Source organism: Micromonospora carbonacea (assembly GCF_014205165.1).
Lineage (GTDB): Bacteria > Actinomycetota > Actinomycetes > Mycobacteriales > Micromonosporaceae > Micromonospora > Micromonospora carbonacea.
This window is the reverse complement of record NZ_JACHMZ010000001.1, coordinates 2,772,266-2,792,264: the sequence shown is the minus strand read 5'-3', so window position 1 is coordinate 2,792,264 and position 19,999 is coordinate 2,772,266. Positions and strand designations below refer to the sequence as shown.

Annotated in this window: 19 protein-coding genes; 7 read left to right on the top strand and 12 right to left on the bottom strand. The window is 74.8% G+C overall.

From position 1 onward, the window contains the following. Nucleotides 1-3: 3 nt before the first annotated feature. The 3 genes from HDA31_RS12075 to HDA31_RS12065 form a co-directional block, all read right to left on the bottom strand. Nucleotides 4-501: a rhodanese-like domain-containing protein gene (locus tag HDA31_RS12075; protein WP_178065132.1), complete on the bottom strand. Its 498-nt coding sequence runs from the start codon at nucleotides 499-501 to the stop codon at nucleotides 4-6. Nucleotides 502-587: 86 nt separating this feature from the next. Next, nucleotides 588-1,049 carry a cysteine dioxygenase gene (locus HDA31_RS12070; protein ID WP_178065131.1) on the bottom strand — a complete coding sequence of 154 codons (462 nt, stop codon included), beginning with the start codon at nucleotides 1,047-1,049 and terminating at the stop codon, nucleotides 588-590. Between the two features lie 112 nt (nucleotides 1,050-1,161). Beyond that, nucleotides 1,162-1,545: a cupin domain-containing protein gene (locus HDA31_RS12065; RefSeq protein WP_074473346.1), complete on the bottom strand. Its 384-nt coding sequence runs from the start codon at nucleotides 1,543-1,545 to the stop codon at nucleotides 1,162-1,164. 93 nt (nucleotides 1,546-1,638) lie between these two features. On the opposite strand from HDA31_RS12065, the gene HDA31_RS12060 reads away from it, so the two are divergent. Further along, nucleotides 1,639-2,589, top strand: coding sequence for a DUF3500 domain-containing protein (locus HDA31_RS12060; protein WP_074473344.1), 951 nt, complete (start codon nucleotides 1,639-1,641; stop codon nucleotides 2,587-2,589). Nucleotides 2,590-2,712: 123 nt separating this feature from the next. Here HDA31_RS12060 and HDA31_RS12055 read toward each other — a convergent pair whose 3' ends face one another. Continuing rightward, nucleotides 2,713-3,447 (bottom strand): TetR/AcrR family transcriptional regulator, encoded by a 735-nt coding sequence (locus HDA31_RS12055; protein ID WP_074473342.1) that lies wholly within the window; start codon nucleotides 3,445-3,447, stop codon nucleotides 2,713-2,715. Between the two features lie 123 nt (nucleotides 3,448-3,570). Between HDA31_RS12055 and HDA31_RS12050 the strand changes: the two genes are divergently transcribed. After that, entirely contained in the window at nucleotides 3,571-4,617 is a 1,047-nt protein-coding gene (locus HDA31_RS12050; protein ID WP_178065130.1) for an amidohydrolase family protein, read from the top strand. Here the strand turns inward: HDA31_RS12050 and HDA31_RS12045 are convergent. The 6 genes from HDA31_RS12045 to HDA31_RS12020 form a co-directional block, all read right to left on the bottom strand. Beyond that, nucleotides 4,612-5,388 carry a methyltransferase domain-containing protein gene (locus HDA31_RS12045; RefSeq protein ID WP_178065129.1) on the bottom strand — a complete coding sequence of 259 codons (777 nt, stop codon included), beginning with the start codon at nucleotides 5,386-5,388 and terminating at the stop codon, nucleotides 4,612-4,614. The two genes, HDA31_RS12050 and HDA31_RS12045, sit on opposite strands and share 6 nt — an antisense overlap. Nucleotides 5,389-5,431: 43 nt before the next feature. Further along, the gene (locus HDA31_RS12040) at nucleotides 5,432-5,932 is read right to left on the bottom strand and encodes a DUF2231 domain-containing protein (RefSeq protein WP_074473336.1); all 501 of its coding nucleotides are present in this window, start codon (nucleotides 5,930-5,932) and stop codon (nucleotides 5,432-5,434) included. Nucleotides 5,933-6,054: 122 nt separating this feature from the next. After that, a complete protein-coding gene (locus tag HDA31_RS12035) occupies nucleotides 6,055-6,795 on the bottom strand; it encodes a GAF and ANTAR domain-containing protein (protein ID WP_246383902.1) in 741 nt (246 codons plus the stop codon). A gap of 143 nt (nucleotides 6,796-6,938) precedes the next feature. Continuing rightward, the gene (secA2, locus tag HDA31_RS12030) at nucleotides 6,939-9,233 is read right to left on the bottom strand and encodes an accessory Sec system translocase SecA2 (protein ID WP_074473332.1); all 2,295 of its coding nucleotides are present in this window, start codon (nucleotides 9,231-9,233) and stop codon (nucleotides 6,939-6,941) included. Nucleotides 9,234-9,276: 43 nt separating this feature from the next. Next, on the bottom strand, nucleotides 9,277-10,365 hold the full coding sequence (locus tag HDA31_RS12025) for a zinc-binding dehydrogenase (RefSeq protein WP_178065127.1): 1,089 nt from the start codon (nucleotides 10,363-10,365) through the stop codon (nucleotides 9,277-9,279). Continuing rightward, nucleotides 10,358-11,383: a Gfo/Idh/MocA family protein gene (locus HDA31_RS12020; protein ID WP_178065126.1), complete on the bottom strand. Its 1,026-nt coding sequence runs from the start codon at nucleotides 11,381-11,383 to the stop codon at nucleotides 10,358-10,360. Before HDA31_RS12020 ends, HDA31_RS12025 begins: the two co-directional genes overlap by 8 nt. A 229-nt stretch (nucleotides 11,384-11,612) precedes the next feature. On the opposite strand from HDA31_RS12020, the gene HDA31_RS12015 reads away from it, so the two are divergent. The 5 genes from HDA31_RS12015 (at nucleotide 11,613) to ctaD (ending at nucleotide 17,334) form a co-directional block, all read left to right on the top strand. After that, complete coding sequence (locus HDA31_RS12015; RefSeq protein ID WP_246384691.1) at nucleotides 11,613-12,593, top strand: glucosyl-3-phosphoglycerate synthase; 981 nt, start codon at nucleotides 11,613-11,615, stop codon at nucleotides 12,591-12,593. After that, a complete protein-coding gene (locus HDA31_RS12010) occupies nucleotides 12,590-13,744 on the top strand; it encodes a glycosyltransferase (protein WP_178065124.1) in 1,155 nt (384 codons plus the stop codon). The genes HDA31_RS12015 and HDA31_RS12010 overlap by 4 nt, the downstream gene beginning before the upstream one ends. Nucleotides 13,745-13,908: 164 nt before the next feature. Beyond that, on the top strand, nucleotides 13,909-14,361 hold the full coding sequence (locus tag HDA31_RS12005; RefSeq protein ID WP_178067500.1) for a DUF4383 domain-containing protein: 453 nt from the start codon (nucleotides 13,909-13,911) through the stop codon (nucleotides 14,359-14,361). A 100-nt stretch (nucleotides 14,362-14,461) separates the two neighbouring features. Then, nucleotides 14,462-15,193: an ATP-binding protein gene (locus tag HDA31_RS12000; RefSeq protein WP_178065123.1), complete on the top strand. Its 732-nt coding sequence runs from the start codon at nucleotides 14,462-14,464 to the stop codon at nucleotides 15,191-15,193. A 134-nt stretch (nucleotides 15,194-15,327) separates the two neighbouring features. Continuing rightward, nucleotides 15,328-17,334, top strand: coding sequence for an aa3-type cytochrome oxidase subunit I (ctaD, locus tag HDA31_RS11995; RefSeq protein ID WP_178065122.1), 2,007 nt, complete (start codon nucleotides 15,328-15,330; stop codon nucleotides 17,332-17,334). Between the two features lie 79 nt (nucleotides 17,335-17,413). On the opposite strand, the gene HDA31_RS11990 is transcribed toward ctaD, so the two are convergent. Continuing rightward, nucleotides 17,414-18,268 (bottom strand): SigB/SigF/SigG family RNA polymerase sigma factor, encoded by an 855-nt coding sequence (locus HDA31_RS11990; protein ID WP_074473317.1) that lies wholly within the window; start codon nucleotides 18,266-18,268, stop codon nucleotides 17,414-17,416. A gap of 285 nt (nucleotides 18,269-18,553) precedes the next feature. Beyond that, the gene (locus HDA31_RS11985; RefSeq protein ID WP_178067498.1) at nucleotides 18,554-19,942 is read right to left on the bottom strand and encodes a hypothetical protein; all 1,389 of its coding nucleotides are present in this window, start codon (nucleotides 19,940-19,942) and stop codon (nucleotides 18,554-18,556) included. Between the last annotated feature and the right edge of the window lie 57 nt (nucleotides 19,943-19,999).

Below are 19,999 nucleotides of genomic sequence, written 5' to 3'. Positions count from 1 at the left end.
CGGTCAGTGGTGCGCCCGGCCGGCGGTCACCGGCGGCGCGACGGACGGGGAACGGGGCGGGGGCGTGGGGCCGAGCGTGGGCAGGCCGGCGATGCGCCAGGCGGCGAAGCCGCCGACGACGTCGGTGGCGCGGCGCAGGCCGATGTCCTGGAGCGCGGCGGCGGCGAGCGAGGAGGTGTAGCCCTCCTGGCACAGCACCACCACGGGCACGTCGTAGCCGACGGCCTGGGGCAGCCGGGCCGCGCACCGGGGGTCGAAGCGCCATTCGAGGACGTTGCGCTCGATCGCCAGGGCGCCGGGCACCGTGCCGTGCGCGGCGCGTTGCGCGGCCGGCCGGATGTCGACCAGCAGCGCGCCCTCCCGGCACGCCAGGTGCGCCTGCTCGGGGTCGAGCCGCCGCAGCCGGGTGCGCGCCTCGGCGAGGATCTCGTCGATGCCCCGGGAGCCGGGGGGCGGCACGGGAAGGGGACAGCCCTGGGCGGGGGCGGGGTGGTGCGGCATTGTCGGGTCCTTCCAGGGACGCCGGGCGGTCGTCCGCCCGGTCGGGGTCGTCGGGGTCGTCGGAGCCGGGGACGCCGTCAAGGGTGTCACCACGCGACGCCGGCCTCGGCGACCTCGGCCGCCCGCAGCCGGCCGTCGACGAGGCGGTAGCGGGTCATCCGGGTCAGCGCGGGGCGGTAGACGTGCACACTCACCGCCGGTTGGTCGCCGCGGTTGGTGACCACGTGCACGTGGCGGACGCCGAAGCGGCGGCCGGCGCCGGCGGCGAGGCGGTGCGGGCGCAGCCGTCCGCCGCTGACGGTCTCCTCGGTGAGGACGCCGTCCACGACCAGGAAGGCCCCGGAGGAGCCGCCGTGGTCGTGCAGGTCGGTGCCCTGGCCGGGGAGCCAGCTCAGCGCCCAGACCTCGTGGTCGGCGGCGGCCGCGAGGCGCGCGTACCAGCGCTGTGTGGGGTCGAAGCGCAGCGGCACCGGCCAGCCGGCCGGGTCGGCCGCCCACCGGGCGGCGACGGCGAGCAGGTCGGACTCGGGACGGCGGCTGACTACCATGCGGACCTCACGGGATCGGGCGGAGCGTGCCCGGACAGCATAGAAGGTAAAGCCTATAGGTTTAGTAGGTAATACCACATGCTGGGAGGCGACCGGTGGACCCGCGCACGGCTCAGCGGCGCACCGGCGGGGCCACCCGGTAGCCCGGCACCGACGGCCAGCGCACCGTCAGCAGCACCGACTCGCGCTCGGCGTACCAGGAGTGGTCCACGCCCCGCCCCCACACCACGTAGTCACCCGGCTCGGCGAGCAGCACCGTGCGATCCGGCAGCTCGACCCGGAAGCGGCCGCCGCTGACCAGCACCAGCAGCGCCGTGCGCCGTTCGCCGGTGGCCCACCGGGAGCGGGCCTCCCCCGCCGCGTGCACGCCCCACTTCACCTCCACGTCGCCGCTGTGCCGCGGATCGCCCGCCGGCATGAAGTGCCCCAGCAGCCAGCCGCCCTCCCGGGGGCCGTCCACGTCCGCCCTGCCCACGTACACCCTGTCGTCGCCCATCGCCCCTCCCGCACCGGCCCGGCAAGCTACCAGGCGGCGCGCCGACCCCGCCCGCGGCACCCTGACCGCGCGCCGCCGGGGTATACAGGGTCGGTGGACGATCCCCTGCCCCGACAGATGCGCGCGGCCGGCGCCGCGTTGCTCGGCGCGTTGGACGGGCCGGCGCGGGACCGCGCCAGCCACCGGTTCGACGACGACGCGGCCCGACGGTGGCTGGAGTACCGTCCCCGGCCGCGCCCCGGGGTCTGCCTGGCCGACCTGGACCGGGCGGGCCGCAAGGCCGCGCACCGGCTGCTGGCCACGGCGCTGAGCCCCGCGGCGTACGCGCAGGCGATGGCCGTGGTGGCGCTGGAGGAGGTGCTCGACCGGGCCGAGGGCTGGCGGCGCGGGCGGCACAGCGGCGACTACTGGGTGGCGGTCTTCGGCGACCCGGGCCGCGACGACCGGTGGGCCTGGCGGTTCGAGGGGCACCACCTGTCGGTGAGCATGACCGTGGTCGACGACCGGGTCTCCCCCGCCCCCGTCTTCCTCGGCGCGAACCCGGCCGCCGTCCGGCACGCCGGGCACCCGGTGTCCCGGCCGCTCGGGGTCGAGGAGGACCTGGGCCGGGCCCTGCTCGACGCCATCGGCCCGGCGGGACGGGCGGCGGCGATCGTCGCCGACGAGGCGCCCGCCGACATCGTCAGCGCCACCCGCCCGCGCGTCGCCGGGCAGATCGCGCCGCTGGGGGTGGCCGCCGACCGGCTCGGCCCCACCGGCCGGGCCCTGCTCGACCAGCTCGTCGCCGTGTACCTGGACCGGCTGCCGCCGCAGCTCGCCGCCCGGGAGGCCCGCCGGCTCGCCGGCGGGGCGCTGCACTTCGCCTGGGCCGGTCCCACCGGGCCCGGGCAGCGCCACTACTACCGGGTGCAGGGCGACGACCTGCTGATCGAGTACGACAACACCGCCGACGACGGCAACCACGCCCACACCGTGCTGCGCCGCCCGGCCAGCGACTTCGGCGCGGACGTGCTCGCCGCCCACCACGCCGAGGCGCACGACTGACCGGAGATGCCCGCGGACCGCGAGGGCGGGAAGCTGGCGGCTGCGGGTGGGCACGTCAGTCGGCCCCTGGAGCACCTCAGCGACGGCACCCGGGGAGGTTCCGCGCGAGGCCCTGCCGCGGGCTCACGTCGCGGTGGATGCTTCGAACGCCCGTATGCAGCGTTCGATCCACTCGGTCAGCAGCCCGCGTTCCTGGGCGGTGAGCGGGGTGAGGTCGCCGACGACCGCACCGATCCGGACCAGGGCCGCCAGCGTGTCCTGCCGGGGGTCAACGCCAGCGGGACGGAGGTCGCTGATCGCCGCGAGCACGGCGCCGAAGACGACATCGGCGAGGCCATGGTCGCGAACATCGGAGGATTGGGCGAGGAGCGCGAGGACCGTCCCGCTGCCGGTCGCGTGGATCATGTCGACTGCTCGCCGTTCGCTGACGACGAGGAGCCCTGCGGAGGCCATCCGGGCGACGTGCCGACGCAGGACCTGGATGCCGTCGATGGTCGCCGGGGAGGGGTCCGCGTTCGGGTGGACGCTCAGCATCACGTACAGCTCGGGGTTCGACAGCCCGAAGTCGATGTGCCGCTGCCAGGCCGCGCGGAGCGCGCCGACGGGGTCCAGGTCGTCGTCGAGGTCGGCGGCCTTCGCGGAGGCGTAGTCCCGCATGACCGACTCGGCGACCGCTTCGACCAGGCCGTCCTTGTCGCCGAAGAGGCGATAGATCGTGGGTGCCTGCACGCCCGCCCGCTCCGCGACGGCCCGGGTCGTGACGGCCCGTGCGCCGCCCTCGCTGAGCAGTTGCGCAGCGGCTTCGACGATCTTGGCGCGGACCACGTCGCGCCCGGAGCTGGTGTCGACCTTCCTCACGTTAGCAACGATAACAGATGTGTTGATTCAGCGTTAGGACCACTGATACGGTTCCATCGTTTTCAACGGAAACATTATGACGGGCTGGGCGGTGGTGCCGCCACCCGGGAAGGACGGCACCACATGTCAGGCAGAATCAGGATCGTCGCTCTCGAAGAGCACGTCGCACTCCCCGCCAACCTGGAGGGATGGGTCAGGGGCGGCATCCCGACGAACCCGCACCTGGGCTACGGAGACGACCCCTTTGCCCGTCGGCTGCGCAGCCTCGGCGAGGAACGCATCGCCGACATGGACAACCAGGGCGTCGACGTCGCCGTGCTGTCCCTCAACTCACCCGGCGTGCAGAACCTCAGGCCCGCGGACTCCGTCGCGGTCGCGCGCGAGGCCAACGAACAACTGGCCGCCGCGGTTGCAGAACACCCGGACCGCTTCCAGGCGTGGGCGGCCGTCCCCACCCCGGACCCCGTCGCAGCCGTCCACGAGTTGGAGTACGCGGTCACCAAGCTGGGTCTGCGGGGCGCGATGCTGTACGGACGCACCGGCGAGGACCTGGCCGACCACCCCGCCTTTGACGACCTCTACGCGGCGGCGGAACGCCTACGCGTGCCGCTGCACTTCCACCCGCAGACGCCCACCCGAACCGTCGTCGCCGCCTACTACTCCGGCCTCGGGGCGGCCGGCATGGGGCTGGCGACAGCCGGGCTCGGCTGGTACTACGACCTGGGCGTGCAGTACCTGCGCATGATCTTCTCAGGAGTGTTCGACCGCCACCCCGACCTGCAGATCGTGGCCGGCCACTGGGGCGAGCTCGTGCTCTTCTACCTCGACCACACCGGAATCCTCGCCCACAACGCCAAGCTCCAACGACCCCTGCTCGACTACTTCAAGCACAACTTCTGGATCGCCGGCAGCGGCACCGTCAGCGAGCGGTACCTGCGCTGGACGGCGGAGATCGTCGGCACCGAACGCATGGTCTACTCCACCGACTACCCCTACACGTTCGGCACCCGACCCGGCGGGTTCCCGTTCCTCGACACCAGCAACGGGGTCGCACGCTCCTTCCTGGTGGACGCGCCGTTCACCCACGAGGAGAAGATCGCTATCGGCTCGGGCAACTGGGAGCGCCTGACCGGGCACCTCGACACCCCCGCCGCGACAGCGCTCTCATGACCTGACGGCGAGCTTCGGCCGGACCGCCTCGATCAGGAACCGGCGGGCGTGGGCCACGAACGGCCCGTCGGCCTCGATCCGGTCGTGCAGGCGGGCGAGCTGCGGCCGGAAGCCCTCGACGGTGAACCCGGGCACCGTCCAGACCACCTTGCGCAGGAAGTAGACCACCGCCGCGATGTCGTGGAAGACCGTGCGCAGGCTCGCCTCGCGCAGGTCGAGCACCCGCAGCCCGGCCGCCTCGGCGGCGGCGACGGCCTGGCCGGGAAGCTGCCGCCGAGGCGGAGGCAGCGGGCCCAGCATCGCCTCGCTCAGCTCCCGGACGGTGCCGCCGCGGATCTGCTGGGACAGGAACGTCCCGCCGGGCCGCAGCACCCGGGCGACCTCGTCCCAGCGGGTGCGCACGGGGTGCCGGCTCACCACGAGGTCCAGGGTGGCGTCGCCCACCGGCAGGCCGCCGCCCTCGGCGACCTGGAGCACCGTCGCGCCGACCGGGCGCAGGTGACGCCGGGCCACCTCCACGTTGGGCGGCCACGCCTCGGTGGCCAGCAGGACCCGGGGCGGGCGGGGCACCTCGGCGAGGACCTCCCCGCCGCCGGTGTCGACGTCCAGCGCCGCGTCGGCCCGGGCCATCCGGTCGGCCACGAGGCGGGCGTAGCCCCACGGCGGCCGCTCCTCGCTGGCCCGCCCGTGCAGCCAGGAGAAGTCCCAGCCCTGCACGGGCACGGACGCGCCCTCGGCGACCAGCTCCTCGAATCCCCGCTTTCCGCTCATGGGCGGATAGCATCGCCGCGCCCGGCCGCCGGGACAACCGGTTTCAGGCGCGGGGCCGGACGATCTCCACGGTGGAGCCCGCCACCGGGCCCAGCGCGTCGAGGGTGCCCGCCTCGGCGCGCCCGGACTCGAACTGCCGCATCAGGCGGGCGCCGAGCCACACCCCGGCCCCGCCCAGCCCGAGGGCGACCAGCTCGGCGGCGAGCATGACGCCCGTCGCGCCGCGCTGCGGCGAGTGCGCCCGGATCAGGCAGGTCAGCAGGAACAGCGCGGCCATCGCCGCGTTGACCAGGTTGAAGGTGATCTTCAGGCGGCGGGTCGGGTCGCCCGCGGCGTCCCACAGGTCGACCATCCCCGCGACGGTGGACAGCGCGGCGGCCACCAGGGCGGCGACGGACGTCCAGTAGCCGACCTCGCCGAGGAAGGCGGGCCCCCCGACCACGTCGGCCAGGTCGAAGACGGTGGCGCTGACGAAGAGCCCGAACGGGAACGTCACCAGCATCGGTTGGATGGGATGCCCGTGCACCCGCAGTCGGCTCTCCATCGTGGCCCTCCCCTGGTCGCGTCAGCTCACCGGTCCAGGGTGCTACCCGCCGGCCGCCGCAGGGAAACGGCCGTCGGATCGCCGACAGACCGGTGGCCGGCGCGCCGGCCCGCCCGGCCCGGCTAGCCCTCCCGGGGGCGGGCGACCGTGGCCACCAGGCGTTCGGCGACCTCGCGCAGCGGGATGGCCAGCGACCTCGCCGCGCTGCGGAGCACCTCCAGGGCCTCCGGGGCGGGGCAGCCGCGCTGGGTCATGATGACGCCGATCGCCTGCCCGACCACCCCCTCGCCGAGCAGGGCCGCGTGCCGCTCGCTGGCCTCGGCGGCCCACCGCTCCCGGTTCCGGACGGCGGCCAGCAGCAGCCCGGCGTGCTCGGCGAGGAGCATCGCCGTGAGCTGGTGCCGGGTGGTCAACGCGTCCGGCGTCGAGGCGTAGAGGTTGATCGCCCCGATGACCTGCTCGTCGACGTCGACCGGCGCGGAGATGACGCCGCGCACCCCCACCCGCCGGGCCCGGGCCGTCCAGTCCGGCCAGCGCGACTCCCGCCCGAGGTCCTCGGCGAGGACCATCTCGCGGCGGTGGATGGCGCTCAGCGCCGGCGTGTCCGGGCCGTCGCTCAGGTCGTCCAGGCCGGCGAGGGCCGGGTCGGAGGCGGCCACCCCGGCCGGCTCGCCGGCCCGCAGCGCCGTGAAGCCGCACCAGGCGACCCCGGCGACGGCCGCCTGGGCGATCCCGACCAACCGGACGAGCGCCGTGTCGAAATCCGTCACCGCGATCAGGCCGGCGGTGAGCTCCCGCAGCAGCGCCGCCGTCTCCAGCACGCTCAGGGTCTCGGTGCCGGCGACCCGCGTCTCCAGGTTCACCGGGCCACTGCCCCCGCCGGGAACGCCGGCCGGCGACGCCCCGTGCCGCCCCTGCGCTGTCTCATCGTCTGTGCTCTCCCGATTCATTCGACGCGCGCTAGTACCCCCGGCAAGCCGGGTCGAAACGGCCGAAAAGTAGCACCTCAGCGCGGGGCGGCGCTGAGTCGACGCCCCACCGAGGCGATGAGCCGGTCCAGCTCCGAGCCGAACGGGTTGTCGTGGACGAGGTACGTCCACGTCGCCGACGGCCGCACCAGCGTCGAGGCGTCCGGCTCCCAGTCCTCGTCGAACTCGGTCTCGTCGAACGTGGCGATGGTGCGCGCCTCGATCTCCGGCACCAGCGCGTTGAACGCCGGCACCGCCGCCCGGTGGAACTCGTCGAGCGGGTCGAGCCGGCCCAGCGCGCGCAGGTGCACGCCCTCGCGCACCTCGGACAGCTCGGCGAGGTGCTCGGCCCACAGCCGGTCGAGGTGGAACAGGGCGATCGACCGGGCCGCCCGGGCCAGCAGGTCCTCGTCCATCTCCTCGGCCTTCTCCGGCACCCGCTCCAGCAGCATCAGCGCGGCGATGTCGCTGGTCAGCAGCCGCTCCCGCCGCTCGGCGAGGGCCTTGCGCTGCTGCTCGATCACCACGCTGTAGCGCCACGTGTTGCGGTGGATCTCGTGGTTGACGCCCTCGGCGACCCGCTGGGCGTGCTCCACGGCATAGTCGACCTGCGGGTCGGTGACCAGGCCGTCGGCGTTCATCCGGGGCGACGCCGGGATGGCGTCTCCGGCGTGCCGGACCACGAGGTCGTCCTCCAGGCTGACGAAGAACACCGACCCGCCCGGGTCGCCCTGCCGGCCGGCCCGGCCGCGCAGCTGGTCGTCGACGCGGCGGCTGTCGTGCCGGCCGCTGCCGATGACGTAGAGGCCACCCAGCTCGGCGACCCGCTCCGCGTCGGCCGAGTCGCTGCCGCCGAGCCGGATGTCGACGCCCCGCCCGGCCATCTGGGTGGAGACGGTGACCGCGCCGTACGCGCCGGCCTCGGCGATGATCGCCGCCTCGTCGTCGTCGTTCTTGGCGTTGAGCACCACGCACGGCACCCCGGCGGCCTCCAGCCCGACGGCGAGCTGCTCGGACTCCTTGACGTCGAGGGTGCCGACCAGCACCGGCCGGCCCTTGTCGTGGCAGCGCCTGATCTCGTCGACCAGCGCCTCGTCCTTCTCGGCCCGGGTGGCGTAGATGCGGTCCGGCTCGTCCTCGCGCACGCAGGGGGTGTTCGGCGGGATCACCGCCACCTCCAGGCCGAAGAACTCGCGCAGCTGGTCGCCGACCAGCACCGCCGTGGCGGTCATGCCGCACACCTTCGGGTAGAGCGCGATGTACGCCTGCACGGCGATCGTGCCCAGCACCTCGCCCTCGGCGGTGGCGTCGAGCCCCTCCTTCGCCTCCACGGCCGCCTGGAGGCCGTCGGGCCAGCGGCGGCGCTGGGCCACCCGGCCGCGCATCTCGTCGATCAGCTCCACGGAGCCGTCCCGCACGATGTAGTCGACGTCGCGGTGCAGCAGGGCGTACGCGTGCAGGGCCACGTTGACGGCGGAGAGCTGCCCGACGTGCTCGGTGTCGTAGAGGTCGATGCCGCCGAGCTTGGCCTCCACGGCCGCCAGGCCGGCGGAGGTGAACGCGACGCTGCGGCCATCCTCGGCGACCGTGAAGTGCTTGCCCTTGCGCAGGCCGCGCACCAGCGCCGCGGCGGCGTGCACCGGGTCCTGCTCGCCGCCGACCGCGCCCGCGAGGACCATCGGCACCCGGGCCTCGTCGATCAGGATGGAGTCGGCCTCGTCGACGATCGCCGTGCGCAGCGCCGGCTGGACCCGGTCGTCGAGGTCGGTGACGAGCTGGTCGCGCAGGTAGTCGAAGCCGGCCTCGCTGACCGAGACGTAGGTGACGTCGCAGGCGTAGGCGTCGCGGCGCTCCTGCGGGGTGGACGCCTCGTTGACCCAGCCGACGCTCAGCCCGAGCAGCGCGTAGACCGGCTCCATCCAGCGCGCGTCGCGGCGGGCCAGGTAGTCGTTGACGGTGAGCACGTGCACCGGGCCGTTGCCGAGCCGGACGTGCCCGTACGCGGCGATCGCGGCGGTCAGGGTCTTGCCCTCACCGGTGGCCATCTCGGCGACCTTGCCGGAGAGCAGGGCCATCGCGCCGAGCAACTGCACGTCGTACGGCCGCTGGTCCAGCCCGCGCCGGGCGGCCTCGCGGCCGATCGCGCAGATCTCCTCGTAGCCCGTGGCGGAGCCGGCGGCCTCGGTGAGCTCGGCGTCGGTCAGCGCCGACAGCTCCTCCTCACGGGCCTCGATGGCCGGCAGCAACTTCTCCAGCGGGCCCAGGTCGACCGTGGTGCCCGGGCGCTGGAGGAACCGACGGAACCTGCTCTTCAACCGTTGCGACACACCCATGAGCCGCAACGGTACGCGACCCGGGCCCGATCGTGCGGCCCGGTCAGCCGGTCAACACCACCTGCAACTCCTGTCGCCGGCGTTCGGCCAGGTCGGTGAGCAGCTCCGGGGCCTGGTCGAAGGGCACCACCGCCGACACGAGACGCGTGCGGATCCGGTCACCGTACGCCCGCAGCAGGTCGACGGTCTCGGCCGACAGCCGCTCCCGGTCCCAGGTCGGGGCGAGCCCGCGCGGCACCCGCCCGATCTGGGCACAGCGCAGCGACAGCCCGTTGTGGTGGAACTCCTCGCCGAGGCGGACGGCGTCCGCGCCCCCCTGGTAGAAGGCCAGGTCGATCACGACGCCCTGGGGGCGCAGCAGGCGCAGGGCGAGCTGCAACGCCCACGCCTGGCCCCGGCACTGGAAGACGACGTCGGCGCCCCGGTCGCCCGGGGCGTGGTGCCACCGGGTCTTCAGCACCACGGCCGGGTCGTCGGCGTCCGGGTCGAGGGTCGCCAGCCCGAGCGCCTCGGCGACCGCCCGCCGCTGCGGGGTGGGGTCGAGCACCACCACCGACGCCGCGCCGTGGTGGCGGGCGAACAGGGCGGTGAGCAGGGCCACCACGCCGCCGCCGACCACCGCGACCCGGCGGCCGGCGACGCCGTCGCCGAGGGAGCGCACGTCGGTGCCGCGCAGGTCGGCGGCGGCGTGCAGCAGCCCGTTGGCGCAGATCGGGCCCATGTGCGCGACGTAGACGCCGAGCAGGGGGTCGAGGTCGTCGGGCAGCGGCACGAACCGCTCGGTGAGCGGGTCGGCGACGTGGGAGGTGCGGTGGCCGTAGGTCATCGCACCGACCGTGCCGACGGCGACGGCCGGCGTGCGGCTGTCCACCACCCGCCCCACCTGCATGTAGCCGAGCCGGGTCACCGGGTACGGGCTGCCCGCCCCGCCCGGCTGGAACAGCCCCAGGCCGGCGTTCCAGGTGGCGTGGAGGTAGGGGTTGGTGCCCTTGACGAAGCTGAGCTCGGTGCCGGCGGAGACCCCGCTGTAGAGGGTCCGCACCCGGAAGGTGCCGTCGCGCAGCTCGTCGGCGTCCTGCTCGACCAGCTCGACCCGCCCCGGGCCGCTGACCACCACCACCCGGTCACGCATCGACGCCCACCGGCGTCGTGGCCGGCACCGGCACGCGGGGGGCCGCGGCGGGACCGGTCGGCAGGGACACCGGTCGCCCGGTGCGGGCGCTCTCGGCGATCGCGAGGGCCAGCCGCTGGGTGCGCAGCGCCTCGGCGTACGGGACCCGCACGTCGTCGCCGACCCCCCGGACCGCGTCGACGAAGGCCCGGTCGACGGCGACGCGGGCCCCGTCGGGGCTGGCCGGCAGGTGCCGCTCGCCGTCGGCGTCGCGGACGGTGAGGCCGTCCTCGGTCAGGCTCAGGGCGAGGCCGTCGGCCAGCACCTCCAGCCCGGCCCGGTGCTTCCAGCCCAGGACGCAGGCGGCGGAGACGGTGCCCACCGCCCCGCTGGCGAAGCGCAGGGCGGCGGTGGTCACCGAGTCGATGTCGGCGTCGTCGACGGGCGGCGGGGCACCGTCGCCGTACGCGGTCACCTCCGTCACCTCACCGGCGAGCACCCGCATCAGGTCGAGCACGTGCGCGGCCTGCTCGACCACGGGGCCGCCGGAGCGGTCCCGCCGCGCCCACCAGGCGACCGGGGGCACCCTGTCCAGCCACGCGCCGCCGACCATCCGCACCGGCCGGTCGGCGAGCAGCTCGCGCGCCCGCTGCACCACGTGCAGGTACCGCCAGTGGTGGCCCACGCCGGTGAGCAGCCCGCGCCGGGCCACCAGGTCGGCGATCCGCTCGGCGGTGTCCAGGTCCACCGCGACGGGCTTCTCCACGAACATGGGCACCCCGGCGGCGATCACCGCCTCCTCCACCGACCCGTGCGCGAAGGGCGGCACGCAGACGTACACCGCGTCGGGGCCGGCGGCGAGCAGCTCGCCGACGTCGGGGAACGTCCGCGCCCCGTGCGCGTCGGCCAGGGCGGTCGCGGCGTCGCGCGCCACGTCGGTCACGCCGAGGAGCTCGACGTCGTCGAAGCCGGCCAGCACCCGGGCGTGGCGCTGCGCCACCCCGCCGGCCCCGACCAGTCCCACCCGGCATCCGCGCATCGGCACGTCCCTTCGCCACGCTTTCGCCTTCCGCGCGACGGACACTGCCCGGTGGGCGCGCAATCAAACGTTCACCTGCCCAAAACCGGTGGGGGCGCGGCCCGTGATCAAGCTGTTAGCGACAATCCGGTTAGCGCGCGGGCGGGATTGGGAATCCCGTACTCCGCGTCTTCCACCACGATCTGGGGGTGCGTCAGTGCGGGATGCAGAGGCGAGTGTGACACCGGTGGTGGAGGCATGGGCGACATACCGGACCAGTTCGGCGGCCGAGTGGACGTCGCGGCGGCTGCTGCGCGCCAAGGGCGACAGCCGGGTCAGCGTGGTCCTGCCGGCGCGTAACGAGGAGGCGACGGTCGGCGCGATCGTGTCGACCATCCGCGAGCACCTGATGGACCGGGTGGCCCTGGTCGACGAGCTGATCGTGGTCGACTCCCGGTCGACCGACCGGACCGCGCAGGTGGCCCGGGCCGCCGGCGCGGAGGTCGTCGGCCAGGACGAGATGACGCGGGGGCTGCCCCGGCTGACCGGCAAGGGCGACGCGCTGTGGGCCGGGCTGGCGGCGGCCGAGGGCGACGTGGTCGCGTTCGTCGACGCCGACCTGCACGAGTTCCGCCCGCACTTCGTCACCGGCCTGATCGGGCCGCTGCTGACCGACCCGACGGTCGACTTCGTCAAGGGGTTCTACCACCGGCCGCTGGTGGGGACGGCCAGCGTGGAGGCCGACGGGGGCGGCCGGGTCACCGAGCTGATGGCCCGCCCCCTGCTCAACCTGTTCTGGCCGGAGCTGGCCGGCTTCGTCCAGCCCCTCGCGGGCGAGTACGCCGGCCGCCGCGACGTGCTGGAGCGGGTGCCGTTCGTCTCCGGCTACGGGGTGGAGACGGCGATGCTGATCGACCTGCTCGACCTGCTCGGCCTGGACGCGTTGGCCCAGGTGGACCTGGGCGAGCGCCGGCACCGGCACCAGGACACGGCGGCGCTGGGCCGGATGTCGGCGCAGATCATGCTGACCGCCTGGTCCCGGTTGCAGCGGCGGGGCTGGGCCAACCCCGACGCCGTGCCGGCCGCCCTGCTGACCCAGTTCCGGCGGGGCGGCTCCGACGCGCTGCCGAACCTCGACCGGGAGATCGTCGTCAGCGACGTCTCGGTCGAGGAGCGCCCGCCCCTGGCGGAGCTGCGGCACCGGGTGCCCCGGCGTCGGGTGCCCGCATGAGCCTCACCGTCCTGATGAACGCCGGCCCGTGGCTGTCCGTGCCGCCGCCCGGCTACGGCGGGATCGAGAACGTGATCGCCACCCTCGTGCCGGAGCTGCGCAGGTTGGGCGTGCGGGTGGTCCTCGCCTCCGTGGAGAGCAGCACCCTGCCCGTCGACGAGAAGATCGCGGTCTTCGGCGACGGCCAGTTCCCCGCGCTGCAACGGCCGTACAACCAGGTCTGCGGCATCTCCCAGGCGCACCTGGGCGGCGTGGTGCGCGCGCTGCACGCCCGCGACGACATCGACCTGGTGCACGACCATGTGGAGGCCGTCGGCCTGGCCACCCTCGCGGCCATGGGCCCGCAGGGCCCGCCGGTGCTGCACACCCTGCACTGGGACCTGGCCAAGCACCCCGACCTGTACGGCAACCTCGACGGCGGCGACCGGGTGCGGGTCAACGGGGTCTCCGCCGCACAGCTGGCCCGCGCGCCCCGGGCGCTGCGGGAGCACTCGGTCGGCCACGTGCACCTGTCCACCCCGCTCGCGGTCGACGCCGACCGGCGGCCCCGGCCGGACAAGGGCGACCACCTGGTCATCCTGGGCCGGATCAACCCGGGCAAGGGCCAGGACGTCGGCGCGCGGCTGGCGCGGCGGGTCGGCGTGCCGCTGGTGCTCGCCGGTCCGGTCGGGCCGTACCACCGGCCGCAGGACCTGGCCGCGGCGGGCGACGAGGCCCGGCAGAACCCGGACGTGCGGTTCTTCTACGACGAGGTGGCCCCGCACGTCGACGGCGACCTGGTCCGCTGGGTCGGCACGGTCGCCGGGCGGGACCGCGACGACCTGCTGGCCGGGGCCCGCGCCGCGCTGTTCCCGCTGCGCTGGGAGGAACCCGGCGGCACGGCCGTGGTCGAGTCCCTGGCGCTGGGCACCCCGGTCGTGGCGACGGCCCGCGGCTGCCTGCCGGAGCTGATCGAGCACGGCCGCACCGGGCTGCTCACCGCCGACGAGGACGAGCTGGCCGACCTGCTGCTGGCCGCGAGCGTGCTCGACGGCGACGAGTGCCGCCGGGAGGCGGCGACCCGGTTCACCCCGGCGGTGATGGCGCGCGCGTACGTCGGGCTGTACGAGAGGGTTCGGCAGACCGCGACCCGCCCCCTGCAACCCGCCTGACGCCGGAGCAAGGAAGGGCACCCTGTTCACGCTTCCGGTAGCGCAGGGGCCCCCTGTCAACACCGCGGCCGCCCGATCCGCGCGTTTGCGCTGGGCGGCGGCGGGAACCCGCGGCCCGGCCGGGCTCTTCACCCGGCGGTGAGGAGGTCGTGGTGGCCGGTCCGATGGCCCACGCGCGGGCCCGACGCAACCCGGCCGACGGCCGGGCGCCGGTGCGGCGCGCCGCCGCGACCGTCGGCGTGGTCTTCCTCCTGGTCGGGCTGCTCGGCTTCGTCCCGGGGGTCACCACCGACTTCGGCGACCTGCGCTTCGCCGGGCACGGCTCCGGGGCGAAGCTGTTCGGGGTGTTCCAGGTCTCCGTCCTGCACAACGCCGTGCACCTGGCCTTCGGGCTGGCCGGCCTGGCGCTGTCGCGCACCTGGGCCGGGGCGCGGACGTTCCTGATCGGCGGCGGGGCGGTCTACCTCGTGCTGTGGCTCTACGGCCTGGTCGTCGACCACGGCAGCGGCGCCAACTTCATCCCCGTCAACGACGCCGACAACTGGCTGCACCTGCTCCTCGGCGCCGGCATGATCGCGCTGGGCGTGCTCACCACGCGTGACCGCCGACGCCGCTGACCGCGCCCGCCGTCCCGCTGCACCCGTCAGCAGTCCCGTTTCGCCCGGCGTCGCGCCGGGTACGTCCGGGTCACCCCGAGACGGAAACGAGGACCGCGCAATGCCGAGCCGGATCACCTGCGAGGTCCGCGACGAGTCGCCGGTGACCGTCGTACGCGTCGCCGGCGCGCTCGACCTGGCGACCATGCGGACGGTGCACCGGGTGCTCGACCGCTGCCTCACCGCCCAGCCGGACGCGCTGGTGGTAGACCTCCACGACCTCACCGTGCGTGACGGGCTCGCGTTGTCGGTCTTCGCCGCCGCGGCCCGCCGGGCGGCCGGTTGGCCGGCGGTGCCCGTCGTGCTCTGCGCGCCACCGGCGCGCGCGGCGAGCTGGCTGACCGGGTCGGCAGCGTGCCGGGGGCTGCCGGTGCAGCGGGACTGCGCCGAGGCGGCCCGGACGGCGGGGGCGGCCGCCGCGCCCCGGCTGCGGATGCGCCTGGAGCCGGTGGCGGGCGCGTGCCGGCGGGCCCGGGAGCTGGTCGCCGACGCGTGCGGCCGGTGGCACCTGCCGGACCTGGTCGGCCCCGCCTCGGTGGTGCTCAGCGAGCTGGTCGGCAACGTGGTACGACATGCGGGCACCCCGATGCAGGTCACGCTGACCCTGCGCCGGCCGTACCTGCAGGTGGCCGTCGCCGACGGCAGCCGGGCCGCGGCGCGGGCGGCGACCCGGACGGACCTGCGGGCCGAGGGCGGCCGGGGCCTGCTGCTGGTGCGGGAGCTGACCCAGCGCTGGGGCAGCGCGCCGGTGGTCGACGGCAAGGTGGTCTGGGCGATGCTGCCCGCCACCTGAGGCGACTGTGCCGGCGGCCGTCGACCCGCGTCGCCCGCGAATTGACCGAAATTACCGCTCTCGCCTGGTTACATAGGGAGAGGGGCGGGTAGGCACGCCCGTCCCTTTCTGTCGCCACCGACGGGGTGAGAAGCATGCCCAAGCGGGTAACCACGGAGCCTGCCCGAGACCGGGGGCCCGCGATCCTCGCGCCGGCCCGCTTCGGCGGCTTTCCCGGCCCGGTCCGCCCGGCGCTGCCCGGCGCGAAGCTGATCAAGCTGCTCGGGACGACAGACGCCAAGCAGATCGGCCTGCTCTACCTGGTCACCTCGTTCGTCTTCTTCCTCATCGGCGGGGTGCTGGCCCTGCTGCTGCGGGCCGAGCTGGCCCGGCCGCGCCTACAGTTCCTCTCCCCGGAGCAGTACAACCAGGCGTTCACCATGCACGGCACGATCATGCTGCTGCTGTTCGCGACGCCGCTGGTGTTCGCGTTCGGCAACTACATCGTCCCGTTGCAGATCGGCGCGCCGGACGTGGCGTTCCCCCGGCTCAACGCCTTCGCGTACTGGCTCTACCTGTTCGGCGGGACCATGGTCGTCGGCGGCTACGCCACCCCGGGCGGGGCCGCCGACTTCGGCTGGACGGCGTACACGCCGCTGAGCCGGATGGAGCACTCCCCCGGCATCGGCGGAAACCTGTGGATCGTCGGCCTGGCCGTCTCCGGTCTCGGCACCATCCTCGGCGCGGTCAACCTGATCACCACCACCCTGACCCTGCGCGCCCCCGGCATGACCATGTTCCGGATGCCGATCTTCACCTGGAACATGCTGCTCACCAGCGTCCTGGTGATCCTGGTCTTCCCGCTGCTGGCCGCCGCCCTGTTCGCCCTGGCCGCCGACCGGCTGCTCGACGCGCACGTGTTCGACCCGACCACCGGCGGCCCGATGCTGTGGCAGCACCTGTTCTGGTTCTTCGGCCATCCCGAGGTCTACATCGTGGCGTTGCCGTTCTTCGGCATCATCACCGAGATCATCCCGGTCTTCTCCCGCAAGCCGATCTTCGGCTACACCGGGCTGGTGCTGGCCACGGTCGCGATCACCGTGCTGTCGATGAGCGTCTGGGCGCACCACATGTTCGCCACCGGCCAGGTGCTGCTGCCGTTCTTCAGCATCCTGAGCTACCTGATCGCGGTGCCCACCGGGGTGAAGTTCTTCAACTGGATCGGCACCATGTGGAAGGGGCAGCTCACCTTCGAGACGCCGATGCTCTTCGCCGTCGGCTTCCTGGTCACGTTCCTGCTCGGCGGGCTCACCGGGGTCCTGCTGGCCAGCCCGCCGGTCGACTTCCACGTCACCGACTCGTACTTCGTGGTGGCGCACTTCCACTACGTGCTGTTCGGCACCATCGTCTTCGCCGCGTTCGGCGGGGTCTACTTCTGGTTCCCGAAGATGACCGGGCGGTTGCTCGACGAGCGGCTGGGCAAGCTGCACTTCTGGACGATGTTCGTCGGCTTCCACGCCACGTTCCTGGTGCAGCACTGGCTCGGCGCCGAGGGCATGCCCCGCCGGTACGCCGACTACCTGCCCGGTGACGGCTTCACCACGCTCAACATGATCTCCACGGTCGGGTCGTTCGTGCTCGGCGCGTCCACGTTGTTCTTCATCTACAACGTGTGGAAGTCCTGGCGGTACGGGGCGATGGTGACGGTCGACGACCCGTGGGGCTTCGGCAACTCGCTGGAGTGGGCCACGACCTGCCCGCCCCCGCTGCGCAACTTCGACCGGATGCCCCGGATCCGCTCCGAGCGCCCCGCATTCGACGCCAAGTACGGCCGCCTCGTCGCCGACCTGGGCCGGGACCTGCCGCAGCGGACCACGAAGCCGCCGCAGAGCCTCGCCGAGGAGCTGCACCACGAGCGGCACCTGCCCGAGTCGCCGGCGGCCGAGGGCGCGCACGGCGCCCGCGAGGCCGTCGCGTACCAGCCGGCGCCGCAGTCGGGCGCGCGGCCGGTGGACGTGCCGGAGCCGGAAGAGGTCCGCCGGCCCAGCTTCGACGAGTCCGACGCCCCGGAGCCGGGCGGGCCGGACGCGATGGATCGGGCCCCGCAGGAGAACGAACGGTGGCGCCACCCGCACAGCCGCGGCGACTCGACGGAGCGCTGAGCCCGCCCCAAGCGAAGGGGTGGTGTGAGAAGGGCCCCCTCTCTACCTCAGGCGTTAAGAGGGGGCCCTTCCTTGCGCCTCAGCCGCGCTTGGTCACCGGTTCCGTCTCGGCCGGGCCGTTCTGCCACGGCGGCGGGGCGTCGGCCAGCATCGCCTGCCGCAGCCAGGTCAGCGCCCGCGACAGCAGCCGGGAGACGTGCATCTGGGAGATGCCGAACCGGGCGGCGATCTCGGCCTGGGTCTGGTTGCCGTAGAAGCGCATGGCCAGGATCCGCCGCTCCCGCCAGGGCAGCCGGTGCAGCAGCCCGCTGACGGTCACCCGGTCGTCGACGGACTCCAGCGCGTTGTCGCTCTCGCCGACCAGGTCGCCGAACTCGGCGGAGCTCTCCCCGCCGACGGGCGCGTTGAGCGAGGCCGGGCTGTAGCCGGCCGCCGACTCCAGCGCCGCGAGGATCTCCTCCTGCGGGGTCTCCAGCCGCTCGGCCAGCTCGGCGACGGTGGGGGCCCGGGACAGCTCGCTGGTCAGCGCGGCGGTGGCCTGGCCCACCTCCAGGATCAGGTCGCGCAGCCGGCGGGGCACGTGCACCCCCCACGTCCGGTCCCGGAAGTGGCGTTTGATCTCGCCGACGATGGTGATCGCCGCGTACGCGGTGAACGAGCCCCGCTCCGGGTCGTACCGGTCGACCGCGTTGACCAGCCCGAGGCGGGCCACCTGCTCCAGGTCCTCCAGCGGCTCGCCCCGCCCCCGGTAGCGGCGGGCGAGCCGCCCGGCGAACGGCAACGCGAAGCGCACCAGGTCGTCGCGGGCCTCCTGCCGCCGCTCGGGGGGCAGGCCCTCGATCCGCGCCGCGTACGCCAGCGCCGCCGCGTCGAGATCCTCCAGCCCCCGGTCGGTGGGGGGTGGTGCCGTGGTCGTGCTGGGTTGTCCGAACATCCGCGCCTCCCTCAGGAAGGTCCCCCGCCCGGGTCGGGAAACCGGACGTGCGCGTGGTCGAGCCACGCACCGGGCCGGAAGTGGGTCACATGACGGGATCCGTCGAGGAGCGGCGACGGCGGGCTGCGCAGCCTGGCCGGGCCGGGCCGTCGCAGCCAGCGGTGTTCCCGCTCCGTAGGTACTCAATCACGCCGGCCCGGGTTCGCGAGGATGTTTCGGCCGGTCGGTGCGGGCGACTGCGGCGCGCCGGTGGCGCAGCGGCCGGCGGCCCGGCGGACGGACCGGTCAGCCGACCACCAGGCCCTGCCGGGCGCCGCCGACCCGGAACGCCTCGACGGCGGTCGCGGCGGGCAGCGGCGGCGGGGCCGGCAGGTCGTACGGCTGGGCGCGGAGCACCTCGGTGGCCCGGCGGGTCGGCACCGCCGCGACCGGGTAGCCCCGGGCGGCGGTGCGGTCCAGGGCCCGGCGGCGGCGGCCGAACGCGGCCACGGCCAGCCACTGCGGCAGGCCCGCGAGGGCCGGCGAGCGCATCCCGGGCGACTCCGGGAGCACGTCCACGGAGCTGAACGGCTCGCTGCCGGCCAGCCACCACTCGGCGGCGTCGACGCTGCGCCGGGTGGCGTTCTCGCACCAGTACGGCACCAGCCCCGCCCGCACCACCTGCCACGGGTCGAGCAGCCGCCCGCACTCCACCACGAGGCGGTCGCCCGTCTTGCCGGCCCGCCGCAGCCATCCCCGGTACAGGTCGGCCACGGCGGCGCTGAGCGCCTCCGGCCGGGGCACGAGCACCCGGTGCACCCCGTTCCCGCGCCGCCCGGCCCAGTCCCGGACGGCGAGCTCGAAGCCGGGCTCCACGCCGTGCTCGGCGTATCCCAGCGGGCAGGAGACCGCCGGGGGCTGCCAGCGGGCCCCGTCGCCGCCGACGGAGCGGAGCACCTGGCGCAGGGCGTGCGAGTCCGGGTCGAAGTCCACCGGGTCCAGGCCGCTGGCCGGGGAGCCGGCCTGGAAGCTGTGCCCCCGCCCGGCGTCGTACACCGGCCAGGTGCGGGCGTCGCGCAGCAGCAGCACCGGGCCGTCGGGCGCGAGGCGGTCGGCGAGGAACCGGGCGTACGCCGCCGGCAGCGACTGCCAGCGCACCAGGAGGGAGACGGTCGCCCCGGACAACGGGCCCCGGCTGGCCGGGCAGTGCACCTGGCGCACGTGCACGTCCGGGTTGCCGGCCAGCAGCCGGCCGGCGAGCGCGGCGCCGTGGTCGAGGGCGGCGGCGGGCCGGTCCACCGCGCCGCCGCTCCAGTGCACCGTCGTCTCGAACGCGGCCGGCAGCCAGGGCACCCCGAGGGCGACCGCCAGGTGCACGGCCGCGCCGTGCGGCGACCCGAGCACCACGCCCGGGTAGCACCGGCGCGGGTACTGGTCGACGATCCACCGGGCGACCCGCTCGGCGTCGACCTCGGCCGCCTGCGCGGGGGTGAGGGCGACCCGTCCGGCCGCCCGCGCCGCCGCGCCGCGGCGCACCGGCTCGGGGGCCCCGGTGAAGCGGGACGGCGCGCCCGGGTTCCGCAGGTCGGCGCAGTCCTCCCCGCGCAGCGCCCGCACCGCCGCGGCGACCATGATCCGGGCCGTGCTGCCCGCCGTCATCACCCGGTCGCCGGCAAGTCCGGCCCCGTCCGCCATGAGGTCCCGGCGCGCCGTGTGCGTCGGTCCGGACCCGCCTCGTTCGCTCACCACGCG